General features: G+C 38.4%; 11 protein-coding genes. 6 read left to right on the plus strand and 5 right to left on the minus strand.

Features of this window, described 5'->3' with window-relative positions; genetic code table 11:
- Positions 1–616 precede the first annotated feature (616 nt).
- A complete protein-coding gene (locus F975_RS07440) occupies positions 617–1,726 on the plus strand; it encodes an S-(hydroxymethyl)glutathione dehydrogenase/class III alcohol dehydrogenase (protein WP_004751863.1) in 1,110 nt (369 codons plus the stop codon).
- Between the two features lie 202 nt (positions 1,727–1,928).
- Here F975_RS07440 and F975_RS07445 read toward each other — a convergent pair whose 3' ends face one another.
- Positions 1,929–3,308, minus strand: coding sequence for an ABC1 kinase family protein (locus F975_RS07445; RefSeq protein ID WP_004751865.1), 1,380 nt, complete (start codon positions 3,306–3,308; stop codon positions 1,929–1,931).
- A 189-nt stretch (positions 3,309–3,497) separates the two neighbouring features.
- Here F975_RS07445 and F975_RS07450 point away from each other — a divergent pair, with 189 nt between their 5' ends.
- Positions 3,498–3,800 (plus strand): hypothetical protein, encoded by a 303-nt coding sequence (locus tag F975_RS07450; RefSeq protein WP_004751866.1) that lies wholly within the window; start codon positions 3,498–3,500, stop codon positions 3,798–3,800.
- A 44-nt stretch (positions 3,801–3,844) separates the two neighbouring features.
- Here F975_RS07450 and F975_RS07455 read toward each other — a convergent pair whose 3' ends face one another.
- Together F975_RS07455 and ychF are read right to left on the minus strand one after the other, a co-directional pair.
- On the minus strand, positions 3,845–4,309 hold the full coding sequence (locus F975_RS07455) for a MarR family winged helix-turn-helix transcriptional regulator (protein WP_004751867.1): 465 nt from the start codon (positions 4,307–4,309) through the stop codon (positions 3,845–3,847).
- Positions 4,310–4,688: 379 nt separating this feature from the next.
- A complete protein-coding gene (gene ychF / locus F975_RS07460; RefSeq protein WP_004751872.1) occupies positions 4,689–5,780 on the minus strand; it encodes a redox-regulated ATPase YchF in 1,092 nt (363 codons plus the stop codon).
- A 246-nt stretch (positions 5,781–6,026) separates the two neighbouring features.
- On the opposite strand from ychF, the gene F975_RS07465 reads away from it, so the two are divergent.
- On the plus strand, positions 6,027–6,776 hold the full coding sequence (locus F975_RS07465) for a glutathione S-transferase family protein (RefSeq protein ID WP_004751874.1): 750 nt from the start codon (positions 6,027–6,029) through the stop codon (positions 6,774–6,776).
- A 3-nt stretch (positions 6,777–6,779) separates the two neighbouring features.
- Here the strand turns inward: F975_RS07465 and F975_RS07470 are convergent, their stop codons facing one another.
- Both F975_RS07470 and F975_RS07475 read right to left on the minus strand, forming a co-directional pair.
- Positions 6,780–7,304, minus strand: coding sequence for a lecithin retinol acyltransferase family protein (locus F975_RS07470; protein WP_004751876.1), 525 nt, complete (start codon positions 7,302–7,304; stop codon positions 6,780–6,782).
- A 586-nt stretch (positions 7,305–7,890) separates the two neighbouring features.
- Positions 7,891–8,442: an undecaprenyl-diphosphatase gene (locus tag F975_RS07475; protein ID WP_228127413.1), complete on the minus strand. Its 552-nt coding sequence runs from the start codon at positions 8,440–8,442 to the stop codon at positions 7,891–7,893.
- Positions 8,443–9,160: 718 nt separating this feature from the next.
- Between F975_RS07475 and alr the strand changes: the two genes are divergently transcribed.
- The 3 genes from alr (at position 9,161) to pepN (ending at position 13,841) form a co-directional block, all read left to right on the plus strand.
- Complete coding sequence (gene alr / locus F975_RS07480) at positions 9,161–10,258, plus strand: alanine racemase (RefSeq protein ID WP_004751879.1); 1,098 nt, start codon at positions 9,161–9,163, stop codon at positions 10,256–10,258.
- An 11-nt stretch (positions 10,259–10,269) separates the two neighbouring features.
- Positions 10,270–10,629: a RidA family protein gene (locus F975_RS07485; RefSeq protein WP_004751881.1), complete on the plus strand. Its 360-nt coding sequence runs from the start codon at positions 10,270–10,272 to the stop codon at positions 10,627–10,629.
- Positions 10,630–11,234: 605 nt separating this feature from the next.
- On the plus strand, positions 11,235–13,841 hold the full coding sequence (gene pepN / locus F975_RS07490) for an aminopeptidase N (RefSeq protein WP_004751883.1): 2,607 nt from the start codon (positions 11,235–11,237) through the stop codon (positions 13,839–13,841).
- Positions 13,842–14,000 lie beyond the last annotated feature (159 nt).

A 14,000-nucleotide genomic window follows, 5' to 3' on the forward strand; every position in this document is an offset into this window, starting at 1 on the left:
GCCATAAAATTTGGAAATGATGAAATTAAATAAATAACTTAAATAAATAAAACAAATTTGACAAAAATTTAAAAAAATAAATAAAAACAATAATTTAATTATATTGATTGGATTTTGTTAGTCGAGAAAACGATTTCTGTTTCTGAAATCCGACCAAATCAATAAGTTATACTTTAGTCGAACAGAATATTTTTTATACAAAATTTTTAAGAAAAATTACATTGAACTTTTGAATTTGCATTTGGAGATCTAGAATGGATTGTTAAGTTTTTCTTGAGATATTTAGCCTGAATTGGCAATAAATAAGGGGAAATTGTCAAATTTCAGGCAAATTCTTTTAAATTAAATAATGAATCTGATTATTATGTATGCAAAAAATGCATTAATATGGTGCAAAAAATGCATCTATCCCATAAGAAATTCTTAAGTATATTTGTGAATGGCCATGATAAGTTTGTATTTATTTATGAAATGACTTAAGGTCAAAATACCGGAAAATGTTGCAGTTTTAGTGTACTGAAATTTACTTATAGGCATTAAATTTGCTTTAAAAGAAACTATAATGATGAAAGTATTATCATCATGATCAATGATTTGAACTTAAGGAATAGGATAAATGAAATCACGTGCGGCAGTTGCATTTGGACCAGGTCAGCCCTTAAAAATTGTAGAGGTTGATGTTGCACCACCAAAAGCAGGAGAAGTCCTGGTCAAAATTACCCATACTGGCGTTTGCCATACCGATGCATTTACTCTTTCGGGAGATGACCCTGAAGGAATATTCCCTGCTATTTTAGGGCATGAAGGTGCGGGTATCGTGGTTGAGGTAGGTGAGGGTGTAACCAGTGTTCAACCAGGTGATCACGTTATTCCTTTATATACTGCAGAATGTGGTGAATGCTTGTTTTGTAAATCAGGCAAAACCAATTTGTGTGTTGCGGTACGTGCAACACAAGGCAAAGGGGTGATGCCAGATGGAACAACGCGCTTTTCTTATAATGGCGAGCCTATTTATCACTATATGGGTTGTTCAACATTTAGTGAATATACCGTTGTGGCTGAGGTATCGTTGGCAAAAATTAATCCTGAAGCGAACCCAGAGCAAGTATGTTTGCTAGGCTGTGGTGTGACAACAGGGATTGGTGCGGTACACAATACAGCCAAAGTTCAGGAAGGCGACAGTGTTGCAGTTTTTGGACTGGGGGGAATTGGTCTGGCTGTAGTTCAGGGCGCGCGTCAAGCTAAAGCAGGACGTATTATTGTCGTCGATACTAATCCAGAAAAATTCAAGCTTGCCGAAGAATTTGGAGCAACCGATTTTGTTAATCCAAAAGATTATGATCAACCTATTCAGCAGGTGATTGTTGAAATGACAGGCTGGGGAGTTGACCACTCTTTTGAATGTATTGGCAACGTGAATGTGATGCGTTCGGCTTTAGAATGTGCACACCGTGGTTGGGGGCAATCTATTATTATTGGTGTGGCAGGTGCAGGGCAGGAAATTTCAACTCGCCCATTTCAGTTGGTCACAGGTCGTAAATGGATGGGTACAGCATTTGGAGGCGTAAAAGGACGCTCACAATTACCAGGTATGGTTGAAGATGCAATGAAAGGTGAAATTCAGCTTGAACCTTTTGTGACACATACCATGCCACTTGAAAAAATCAATGAAGCTTTTGATTTGATGCATGAAGGCAAATCAATTCGTAGTGTGGTTCACTACTAAGATTAACCTGAGTTCGAGATGAAATGTATAGGCATAATAAGATATGCAGAAACTATAGCTGCATGTCTGAGATTGGGATTACATATGTAAGGTCTGTATTTTGACCGATATTTGGATATGTCGACTCAAAACTGTCACCGAACTCAGCTTAAAAAATTTCTAATGATAAAAAAACCTCAGACAAGCTGAGGTTTTTTCTTTTTTATGATCGTAGAAAAGGGGTAACCATTTTTCGAATATTGGTTTGCGCATCTAAAACAGTCATAAATGTATATGCACCAATGAACTTGCGACTAATAAACATAAACTCTTTAGGTGGAACGCTAAAATAACGTGAAGCCATTGATTTACTGGCGCGTTGCATGACACGGCTATGTAGTTGGCTGGCTTTCCAGTTATAGCGGTTAAGTTCGTCCATTACACCTTTTGGGAGGTCAGGGTTGTTTTGTAAACTGCTAAATGGTTCAGTCGCCAGTAAAAATACTTTTGCCATGTCTGGCTTAATACTAGCAGGGATATTGTTAAAGAAATCATAACCCGTCATGGCCTGTACCATTTGTTCGAGGTTGTGCTGATAACCTGCACTAATCAGGTTATGTGCCACATTGAGTAGGTTCTGGTCAAACTGGCGAATGGCACCAAAATCTAAAAGTACAATTTTGTCAGGAATATCTTGTCCATCGCCTAAACGAACAAGGTAATTACCAAAATTAGGGTCGGTTTGCATTTCACCCCATTCAAACAACTCACGAATAGCAATTTCAAGAGAGGCTTCGCCAAGCTGATTGCGGCGTTCTTGTGGTAATGCGAGCATGACAGGGCTATTGACGGGAATGCCTTCTTCAAAGCTCATGCAAAGAATCTGCGGGGTACAATAACGATCAATGATTTGAGGGACGATATAACGGTGGTCATGCTCTAGATATTGAGCAAAACGCTGTGTCGTTGCTGCTTCAACATCATAACTCACCTCTCGATGCATCATTTCACGCACTTCTTCAAACCATTGATCAAATTCACGGGTTTGAGGCACCATATTGGTGAGTCGAATCATGCTTCTAAATAGATTCATATCTGAATCAATAGCATTGGCAACACCTGGGTATTGTATTTTGAGTGCAATATCTAAACCGTCCGATTTTCTTTTGGCGCGATGAACCTGTGCCAAAGATGCTGTACCAATCGGTTCTGGATTGATTTCTAGCTCATAATATTTTTCACCCAGCTCATTTTTTAAATGAGGTTGAATTGCGCTCCATTCCAATGCCATTGTTTGATTATTTAACGTGCTTAAGGCTTGGGTGATTTCGTCAGGGAGAAAGTGTTCACCATAGAGTGCCATCATTTGCCCAATTTTAACAATTGAACCTTTGAGTTTACCAATTTCAGAAACTAAATAGTCCGCTTGCTCTTTGAGTGTTTTTTTGCGCTTACGCTCTTTTTCTTCGTCACTTGAAAATATAGTGGTCGCATTTGATGTTGCCCAACGTGTACCTGCTAATAAAGATGCTTTTACAATGGATAAACGTCGATCTATAGAAGATGTTTTTAAATTCTTTAACTTATCTTTCTGATCTGACATCGAACACAATCCTTAAGAGAACGGAAATTTGAGCATAAGCTTTTTATTGTAACGAAAAAAAAGCTTTTCGTGCGTATTAAAACCGCTGAATGTCGAGATTCTTGTGGGATTTTGCAGAGTTTTGTACTGTTACTAAAAGTATGTTCATAATATCGCTACAATACAATCACTAGGGCAGAGGAGAAAAATGTGAGCTATAAGCATAATAATCTGATGGCAATGCGTAAACATTACTGGAATGATTCATCGGTGCGGGTGCAACAAGAAAAACAGGCATTGAAGCATTTATTGGAGCATCAACAGATCTTTCCTGATATGCAAGAAGAAGATTTAAAATATTTTTTCTTTAGTTTGCCAAGTGAAGTTATTGTAAAAGGTTATGCACTTGGTTTTACACATGAGCGGGTACGAGATATGATTCTTCAGCATATTACCGAAAATAAAACACGCCTTGAAAAACGTGAATTATTTAAAGTCAAATACAGAATATGATAATTTTACCCACTTATTTGTTGGATCTTGTAATCAAAATCAAGTTAATGCGAAAGATTTTTGAAAATATGCTGTAATTGAGCAAGCAATTTTTCAATTTGCAATGGTGTTAGTCCTGTGAATGCCTCTTCGAGAACAATACCTGTTAAGTCATTAATTTTTTTAAGCATATCTTCGCCCTTTTCAGTAAGCACGACACGAGTAATGCGGGCATCTTCAGTGCATGAATGGGTATCAATATAACCTTCATCTTTAAGACGATAAACGAGTTTTGTTGTTGTTGACATTTTGGATATGAGAACTTCTGATAACTCAGAAACACTGGCATTGGGTCTGGTTAATAATGCAGCTAATACACGGCGACGAGAGTTATCCATTCCATATTTTTTGAGGACGTGATCGACATTCTCGACATACTTTTGATGAATTTGGGTAATCCAGTAAAATGGAAAGTTGTTGGTCTGAATATTATCTGCAGCAGGTAAATATTTCGCATATTTTTTGCTCATGTGTAGTTAGCCTTTTTTGTATTATTTATGATCATATTGTGAACAAAATCACGTAAAAAGTAAATATTATACAAAAAAGTAATTTTTATTTTTTTTGAAATAAAACTTTATAAATAAAAGTAATAAATATACCTTCTCAATCTTTTTGTTTTCTCTTTATGGTAAAAATATAAATGAGATATAAGATATGATGAAAGAGTTTTAATCGTTTAAAAACTGATTGTCAGGTATGGCTCTGATTGTTGAATTGGATATGACGTCAAAATTTTATAAATTATAAAATGGGATTTTACGAGAATACTTCTTTAATGATGAACTTTAGAATTTAGCTCTATAAAACAGGTCAGGAAAGTGTTTTCCTGACCTTGATCTAATTTATTTAGACGTTAAAACGGAAATGCATGACATCGCCATCTTGTACGATGTAAGTTTTTCCTTCAAGACGCCATTTTCCAGCTTCTTTTGCGCCTGCTTCGCCGTTGTACTGTACAAAGTCGTTATAAGCCACAACTTCTGCACGGATAAAGCCTTTCTCAAAGTCAGTGTGAATCACGCCTGCCGCTTGTGGTGCAGTTGCACCCACTTTAACTGTCCAAGCACGAACTTCTTGTACACCCGCAGTAAAGTAGGTTTGTAAGCCAAGTAAGCTATAGCCTGCACGAATGACGATATTTAAGCCTGGTTCCTGCATACCCATGGCTTCAAGAAATTCAGCACGTTCATCATCTTCAAGTAAAGAAATTTCAGCTTCGATCTGGTTGCATAATGGTACAACAATCGCATTTTCTTCTTCTGCCAGTTTACGTACAGCGTCAAGATGCGGGTTGTTCTCAAAACCATCTTCTGCGACATTGGCAATATACATGGTTGGTTTGAGAGTGAGTAAACCATAACCGCGTAGCAGTTTACGATCATCATCAGACAAATCCGCAGCGCGAGCAGGTTTACCTTCATCAAGTAAAGGCAGGATTTTTTCTAGAATGGCTTTGGTTGCAATTGCTTCTTTATCACCGCTTTTGGCGATTTTGGCTAAACGGGTTAAAGACTTGTTTACAGTGTCCATGTCCGCAAGTGCAAGTTCGGTGTTAATTGTGGCAATATCATCTAGCGGATCGATTTTACCGTTGACGTGAATGACGTTTTCATCTTCAAAACAACGCACTACATGGGCAATCGCATCGGTTTCGCGAATATTTGCCAAGAACTGGTTACCTAAACCTTCACCTTTAGATGCACCAGCAACAAGCCCTGCAATATCTACAAATTCCATTGTTGTCGGTAGAATACGCTGAGGATTGACGATCGTTGCCAATTTGTCTAAACGTGCATCTGGAACAGGCACAATCCCTGTGTTGGGTTCAATGGTACAAAATGGAAAGTTTTCCGCAGCAATCGCAGCTTTGGTTAATGCATTAAAAAGCGTTGATTTCCCGACGTTTGGTAAACCAACAATACCACAATTAAAACCCATGCAAGACTCACAAAAGTTGTTATGTAAAATTGCTAGTGATTTTACAACAAAGCAGCGTTAAAGTCAGGTGATGATCGAGTGATGATGGGTTATCTGCCATATAAAAAGTACATGAATGTTTTTATTTTTGAACATTTGCATGTTTAACTCGGTATAAATGGGCATTGAGTTTGCTCAATTTCCTCACTAAAGTAATAAGGTATGCTCGAATCTATAATTAAAATAGTGATCAATTAGGAGAGATCTATGCGCACTTTATACCAATTTCCATTGTCACATTTTTGTGAAAAAGCGCGTTGGTTACTCGATCATAAAGAGCTGGATTTTGTCGCTCATAATCTGGCTCCAGGCTTTCATCGGGCATTTGCACGCCTGAAAACCGGGCAAAATAATTTGCCTATTTTAAAGGATGACACTCACTGGATTGCGGATTCGACCGAGATTGCCCGTTATCTGGATGAAACCTACCCAGAGCATAATCTGCTGCCAAACCGTTTTGGGTTGCGGGAAGAAGTTTTACATCTTAATCATGAAGCCAATTTACTCGGTGTACACGTGCGTCACTGGGTCTGGTCACAAATGATTGTCCGTAATAATACGTCATTAGATACTTTGTTGGGTGAAAGTGGTTATTTACGTAAATTAAAAAAATACTCCAAACCTTTGGTGAAAACTTTAATTAGTCATGGTTTTCAACTAGATGCGGAAAGACTGGCAGAATCTAAACAGTATATTTTGACCTTTGCTGAAAAATTTACAACACAGCCGCGCTATTTGCTCGCCGAGCGCCTAACACTGGCTGATATCGCGGTATGTTCAATGCTGGCTCCCTTGTTAAATATTGCAGGAACACCATGGGAGCTCGACAGTTTTGATAGGATTTCTGACGAGGCTTATGCATTTTCATTGCAATTACAAAACTTGCCGATTGGGCAATATGTGATGCAGATCTATGCAACTGAGCGTAATGCACGTGTCGACTGGCACGGTATTTAGTCGTTATTTTTTAGGCTCTTGCTTGTAAGTGAGATGGGTTGAGAGCTGAGTTCTGGCTTTGTCGCGTAGTTTCTTTTTGATGTATAACACCAGTGCAAAACTGGTGGTTGCGATGGTTAAGAACAGGCTATTCATATAACTCATAATAGAACTCACATAGCCAATTGTGGTGAGTCTATTCATCATTTTAATGACTTGTGGGCTACTTTCCAGACCTGTAATTGCCCAACTGCATAAGTGTTCGCAATTATTGATAATGAGATGATAGTTGTTTTCGTGCATGCGTGAGCGCATACGCCGAACCACTGCTCGTCCTTTATATTTTGGCTGTTGATAATGGCGGACCAGAATCTTTTTACCATGTGAAAACTGGGCGAGGCTGGTCATTTCAATAGGTTTTTTCTTAAACAGATGGGCAAAACCAGAATAATGAATGACACGCCCACGTCCTGCATAAATACCGTGATGGGTGTAACCAAAGTGTTTCACAATCAGATGTGTACCAACGCTGAAAGGGACTTTCGCCATATTCTCTTTACACTACAAAGATTTATAAAGCCAAGGGTTAGATGAAGCAGCAAGAGCATAGCATAATTCGGACTAAATCACTCAGGTTGGGGGTGGTCATTTATGAGAAGCTTTGTTACGGATTTGCACATTTACAAGGTGGATGCTTGATCAATGAATAACAGTTTTTTATGGATGAGATCAATTTTTAGAGACTTAAAATTTAAAAGAAACAAGGATAAACCCGATTGATCATAGTTCACACTTTACTTTTTATGTTGACCATACAGAGACATAAAAAGTGTTTTATGACTAGATAAAGCTAAAATTTATACTTAATCATTTGCCTTAAAGATGAGCAATTGAAAAAATTTCAAAGAATCCATTTTGTGGGTAGGCTCATCTCAAGTTGACGATTGAAATACAGCAATATGTTGGGTTTTGCTGTGAGAAATATCTGTACCGCAAAATGCTTCTCTTTCTATTTTTAGAAAAAGAAATAAGTTTATGATTTGTATCTAAAATTAATTATATTTGTTATCTAGCGAATTTAAGGAGATGAGTAATGATCTCCTTAAATACTACACTAATCTTTGAGGTAGCCTTATTAGATATGAGTAGATGGTTTTTGTTGGGATTCACGAAATTCCAAGTATTTGCATAACACCAAGTTACCTAAGATGTTAATAAATAAAGCTAGTAAAAACGCGCCGATAATATCAACAGGAAAATGTACGCCAAGATACACGCGTGACCAGCCCACAAGCCAAGCCAGTGCGAGGCAAATACTGCCGACTAATTTTTCGCGGCTAAATAATAAAAATGCCAACGCCATGCTGCTCATAGCAAGCATATGGTGGCTTGGAAAAGAATTGGTTGCCGCGTGATGAATCAGTTTATGTCCCAAATTAAGCGCAAAAGGGCGAGGGTGATAATAAAATTTGTCAATCAGGGCTGCGATGATAGAGGTAATCGCTGTAAAAACTGCTGCCTTGATGGCTGGAATTTTAAAACGCTTAGGGCGAAAGAAGGTGAGAGCCAATAATCCAATGACAAATATTGTGACAAGATCATGCGAAATAAAAATTGCAAATTTGACCAAGAAAGGATTTGGGTTTGCTGATGCATTGATGAGTCCAAATAATTGGAAATTAAGCATTTCTAGTGACATCATGACCTCAGAAAAAAGCACTGTGCTTTTTATTTAACTTGGCCGCCAATTGAATGACGGCAATATTAAGCTTTGCTTAGATTTTAATTGAATGAAAATAATAAGAATAGTGAATTAATTTTCAATCGCCTGCACGCGAGTTGCCAAAAACTTTTAGCCCATGATTGAGATTGCTTTGACTGGGTGCAAAGTTAAATCAGGATACACTTTAGGATTTGTTGAATATTCACAATCGCAGAACTGTTCTCAATAGCGTTTCGAGCTAAATTCTTAGCATCATTCAGTGTGCACTATAAAAAAATATTGGATTTTTCTAATCAAGACGAGAAAAATAAATAAATTATCTATAAATTTGCCATAAAAATAGTGAAATAGCCTGTTTATTTAAAAATATACTAGTTGAGTTAACTAGGATTAGACGGGTTATTACGCGTAGATTCATTGGATGAATCAAAATAGATTTGGGGTTTAAGTCCCTAAATTTATCATGTTATACAGCCAACGATTTACATCAGCTTGAAGATCAAGCAATGGAAAATATACTTTATTTTCTATATGTTTTTGGTCGTGGACGCGATGCAAATGATCATCTCAGTACGTCAAACCTTCTTCTTTTAGTTATCCATTTAGAGAGCAACATCTAGAAATTGGTGAAAATGCTAAACCGTCATTCATCAAGATTTCAAATACAGGTTGGGAATAAACGATGTCACGTCCAATTACGGCAATTATTCATCATGAAGCATTAGCACATAACTTGGCTATGGTTCGCAGTACCGTTGAAAATAGTCAAGTCTTTGCCGTAGTCAAAGCAAATGCATATGGTCATCGCATTGAAAATGTTTACAGTGCATTTAAAACAGCGGATGGCTTCGCTCTACTCGATATTGCTGAAGCGAAAAAGTTACGTGCTTTAGGATGGGACGGACCGATTATATTGCTCGAAGGGATATTCTCACCACAAGACCTTTTTGATTGCACTCAATATAACTTGAGTTTTGCGATTCATAATGAAACACAGGTGAAATGGGTTCAGCAACATCAATATCCTGCTCAATTTAATGTATTTTTAAAAATGAATAACGGTATGAACCGTTTAGGGTTTAAACCGAGCGAATATGTAAGTATTTGGAATCAATTACATTTAAATTCTGCAATCAAAAGCATCACGCATATGATGCATTTTTCTGATGCAGATGGTGAGCGTTTAGGCAAACCAGGCATTAACTATCAATTAGAAACCTTTGAAGAAACCGTCAAAGATTTGCCAGGTAAACGTTCAGTCAGTAATAGTGCGGCCATTCTTCGATACAAGCTTCATTCAGATTATGTTCGTAGCGGTATTGTGCTTTACGGTAGTTCACCAGATTATCCAACACATACCATCCATGACTGGAATCTAAAACCCACCATGACGCTGAAAAGTGAATTAATCGCAATTCAGGATTTGCAAGATCATGAAACGATTGGCTATGGTTCGACTTTCACTACAGAAGGGCCAATGAAAATCGGGATTGTGGCTTGTGGTTATGCAGATGGATATCAACGTGTATCACCAACAGGTACGCCAGTTCTGGTGAATGGGGTTCGAACTCGACTGATTGGTCGAGTGAGTATGGATATGCTTGCTGTCGATGTCACCCATATTAGCGATGCACAAGTCGGTAGTGAAGTTGTACTTTGGGGCAAATCTTCTTCTGGCACAATTTTACCGATTGATGAAGTTGCGAGCGCATCTGGAACTGTCGGCTATGAACTGATGTGCGGCGTCACATCAAGAGTTACTTTTTTAAATCAACCGTAGAGAAATCACACATGTCAAATTCTAGCATTGAGCATTTTAAAACAACGGAAGTCATGAGTGCAGTGACTGTATTCAATAGCGTTGTTTATTTATCTGGTCAAGTACCTAAAAACACCGATTTGGATATTGAAGGTCAAACCAAAGAGATCTTGGCAACGATTGATGAGTTGTTAGCTTTGGCAAACACCGATAAAACTAAATTGATTTCAGCTCAGGTTTTCATCAAAAATCTAGAAGATTTCCCAAAATTTAACGCAATCTGGGTGGATTGGTTAAAAGGCAATGCAACTCCTGCGCGTGCGACCATTCAAGCAGATTTAGTTAACCCGAAATGGTTAATTGAAATTGCTGTAACAGCAGCTCAAATTTAAGTTCATTCATAGTGCTATTTTCTATTCAATGAATATAGGGGTGTCCTTATTTGATAAATAGTTCAGAAATGACTATTTTGATGCTAAATGATTTATTCAATAGACTTCTTTCATAATTGTCTACACCCTCTTTATTTTTCTCCCATAAGGAGAAATAAAAAGGACTTATGAAAGAAGTCCAATAAACAATATTTTATCTGCATCATTCAATCAAATCTGGACACGCCTAGATCACAAACGAGGATATGGAGCAATATTATCCAGTAATCTGTCATCAGATTCCCCTTATTTTCGATTGTTCACTTCACAACCAAGAAAAATAACAGGTTTTGTGAGCCTTTTTCTTTTGTAATCCAGTCGTTATTCTAAGATTTACTCACCAACATATACGGGATGATTTATCTTTAGCTCAATCATCGCGAATCATATAAATATTCAGATTTTTGAAAAGTAAAACTGTGTGTGATTTCATCACTAAAATAGAATTCAATTGAAAATGCTGCAAATTGCCCAATATTAATCTTCGGCAGTTAAAGACAACTGAAATAACACCAAGTATGATCAAGTCATGTGGTGTTGAGTTCAGAAAAAAATTAGGACGATATATGAATATTGCAGCAAATCCAGTGGTTGAAGCCGATCAAACGGTTTATTTAAAAGATTATCAAAAACCAAGTTTTCTTGTCGATTCGATTGATTTAGACATTCGAGTCTATGACGACCACACGATTGTGGATGCAACGTTAAATATAAAGCGTCAAACAGCAGGAAATCTGGTGCTGCTAGGGCGAGACTTAGAACTCAAATCGATTCGTTTAAATGGTGATTTGTTATCTGAAACCGAGTATCAGCTCAATGCAGAGCAGCTTGTACTTGCCAATGTTCCAGATCAGGCGGTGATTCAGACCCAAGTCATTATTCATCCTGAAAGCAATACCATGCTGGAAGGCTTGTATCAGGCGGGTGATTTGTTTGTCACTCAAAATGAACCTGAAGGTTTTCGTAAAATTACCTTTTATCCAGACCGTCCAGATGTTTTATCTGTCTTTACCACGCGTGTAGAAGCTGATAAAAAATACCCTGTATTACTGGCGAATGGTAACTTGCTGGAAACTGGTGAAGCAGGTGAAGGTCGTCATTATGCGCTGTGGCAAGATCCAACCAAAAAACCAAGTTATCTGTTTGCCTGCGTGATTGGTAATTTGGCTGTATTGAAAGATCGCTATGTCACTTCAGAAGGGCGTGATGTCGCTTTAGAAATTTATGCGATTGAAAAAGACATTCCAAAATGCCACATCGCGATGGAAGCGTTGAAACACTCTATGCGTTGGGATGAAGAGCATTATGGTCGCGCTTACGATCTTGATAATTATATGATTGTAGCGGTGAGCCAGTTCAACATGGGCGCAATGGAAAATAAAGGTTTAAATATCTTTAATACTTCGTGCGTACTTGCCGATGAAGAATACACTACTGATGCTGCAATTATGCGTGTGCAATCAGTCATTGCACACGAATATTTCCATAACTGGACAGGCAACCGTATTACTTGTCGCGACTGGTTCCAGTTGTGCTTAAAAGAAGGTTTAACAGTGTTCCGTGATCAGTCTTTCTCGGAAGATTTACAATCTGCTGCGGTGCAGCGTATCGATGATGTTGCGGTACTGAAATCACATCAATTCCCTGAAGATGCTGGTCCACTCTCACATCCGCCACGCCCAGATCACTTTGTTGAAATTAACAATTTTTATACCGCAACAGTCTATGAAAAAGGTGCGGAAATTAACCGCATGATGTCAACTTTGCTGGGCAAAGAAAAATACCGTCAGGGCACAGATGAATACTTCCGCCGTCACGATGGTCAAGCTGTTACAGTAGAAGACTGGGTGGCAGCACTTTCAGCAGGTTCGGGTGTGGATTTATCGGCATTTTTAAACTGGTACAACCAACCAGGCACACCAAAACTAGAAGCGAAAGGCGAGTATGATGCTGAGGCTCAGACTTATCGTTTAAGCTTGAAACAAAGTTTAAAAATACATCAAAAATATCCAGATCTGAAAGCCGTTCCAATTCCTGTGGCATTGGCATTGTTTAATGCCAAGACAGGTGAACAATATACGCTGCATTCAAAAGACCTGTTTGTAAATGATGTGAAAGATGGTGTGTATCTGTTTAATCAGGATCAGACAACCATTGAATTTACAGGTGTGACTGAACAACCTGTCGTGTCATTGCTGCGTAATTTCTCTGCGCCTGTGAATCTGGAGTTCGATTATTCGAACGATGAACTGGCATTTTTAATTCAGCATGAAACCAATGGTTTCAATCAGTGGCAAGCCACCCAAACCTTGCTGGAACGAATTTTACTCGAAGATCATTCAGCAGATGCTTATATTCAGGCCTTGAAAAATACCTTACCTGAGCTAGTGCAGCGTGATCCGTTGCTAGCTTCGCGTTTACTGGATGTACCTGCTGAAGGTTATTTGGGTAGCCGTATTGATCAGAACTACCAACCAGAAGTTGTTCAAAGTAAACGTAATGCTTTATTAGATACTTTTGCCCGTGAAATGGGGGATTTCTGGAAAGAGACTCATCAGGCGCTTGATCCAGAGCTGCAAAATGAATTTTCACAGGCAATGGGTGAACGTGCATTGAAAAATATTGCACTGACCTATATGGCACGTCAGGGTGATGCAGATGCCTTTACTTGGGCAGAGGCACAGTATCAAACGACCCGAAACATGTCTGAGCGCTTGGGTGCATTGAAAGTGTTGGTCTGGAATGATGCGCCACAAGCCAAAGCGTATCTTGCTGATTTCTATAATCGCTTTAATGATGAAGCATTGGCACTCGATCAATGGTTTATGTTGCAAGCTTCACATCCAAAAGCTAATGCGGAAACCATTCAGTATTTAACCTCACACCCTGATTATGATTTGGGAACACCAAACCGTATTCGTGCGGTGAGTGGTGGTTTGAATGCCAATCCTGTGAATACTTGGAGTTTCGGGGTGCAGCACTTTATTGAGCTTGCTCGGTATCTGGATGAGAAAAACCCGATTGTAGGTTCACGTATGCTACAAGTGTTATCTCGTTGGTACACTTTGGCAGAGCCGCAGCGTTCGACAGTCCAACAACAGTTGCTGGAATTGAAAGCGCAGGTGAAATCTAAAAATGTGGCTGAAACTTTAAATAGCATGCTTAGTATCTAATTTTATTAGATATATTGACATGTAAAAATGAGTGCTATTTCTTCAATTGAGTTGGGGAAATAGCACTTTTTTATTGAGGATTATTTCTCTAAGGTGACATATAGCATTGCATAATATGGTGTGCTCTGAGTGGGCCAGGTAAGTGCCCCGTATGTGCAC

It is taken from the genome of Acinetobacter brisouisimilis, from assembly GCF_000368265.1.
Classification (GTDB): Bacteria; Pseudomonadota; Gammaproteobacteria; order Pseudomonadales; family Moraxellaceae; genus Acinetobacter.

Coding starts and splice junctions, on each gene's coding strand:
- F975_RS07485 (WP_004751881.1), top strand. CDS start 10,270: ATGTCAAATTCTAGCATTGAGCATTTTAAAACAACGGAAGTCATGAGT.
- F975_RS07445 (WP_004751865.1), bottom strand. CDS start 3,308: ATGTCAGATCAGAAAGATAAGTTAAAGAATTTAAAAACATCTTCTATA.
- F975_RS07440 (WP_004751863.1), top strand. CDS start 617: ATGAAATCACGTGCGGCAGTTGCATTTGGACCAGGTCAGCCCTTAAAA.
- F975_RS07470 (WP_004751876.1), bottom strand. CDS start 7,304: ATGGCGAAAGTCCCTTTCAGCGTTGGTACACATCTGATTGTGAAACAC.
- pepN (WP_004751883.1), top strand. CDS start 11,235: ATGAATATTGCAGCAAATCCAGTGGTTGAAGCCGATCAAACGGTTTAT.
- ychF (WP_004751872.1), bottom strand. CDS start 5,780: ATGGGTTTTAATTGTGGTATTGTTGGTTTACCAAACGTCGGGAAATCA.
- F975_RS07465 (WP_004751874.1), top strand. CDS start 6,027: ATGCGCACTTTATACCAATTTCCATTGTCACATTTTTGTGAAAAAGCG.
- F975_RS07455 (WP_004751867.1), bottom strand. CDS start 4,309: ATGAGCAAAAAATATGCGAAATATTTACCTGCTGCAGATAATATTCAG.
- alr (WP_004751879.1), top strand. CDS start 9,161: ATGTCACGTCCAATTACGGCAATTATTCATCATGAAGCATTAGCACAT.
- F975_RS07475 (WP_228127413.1), bottom strand. CDS start 8,442: ATGCTTAATTTCCAATTATTTGGACTCATCAATGCATCAGCAAACCCA.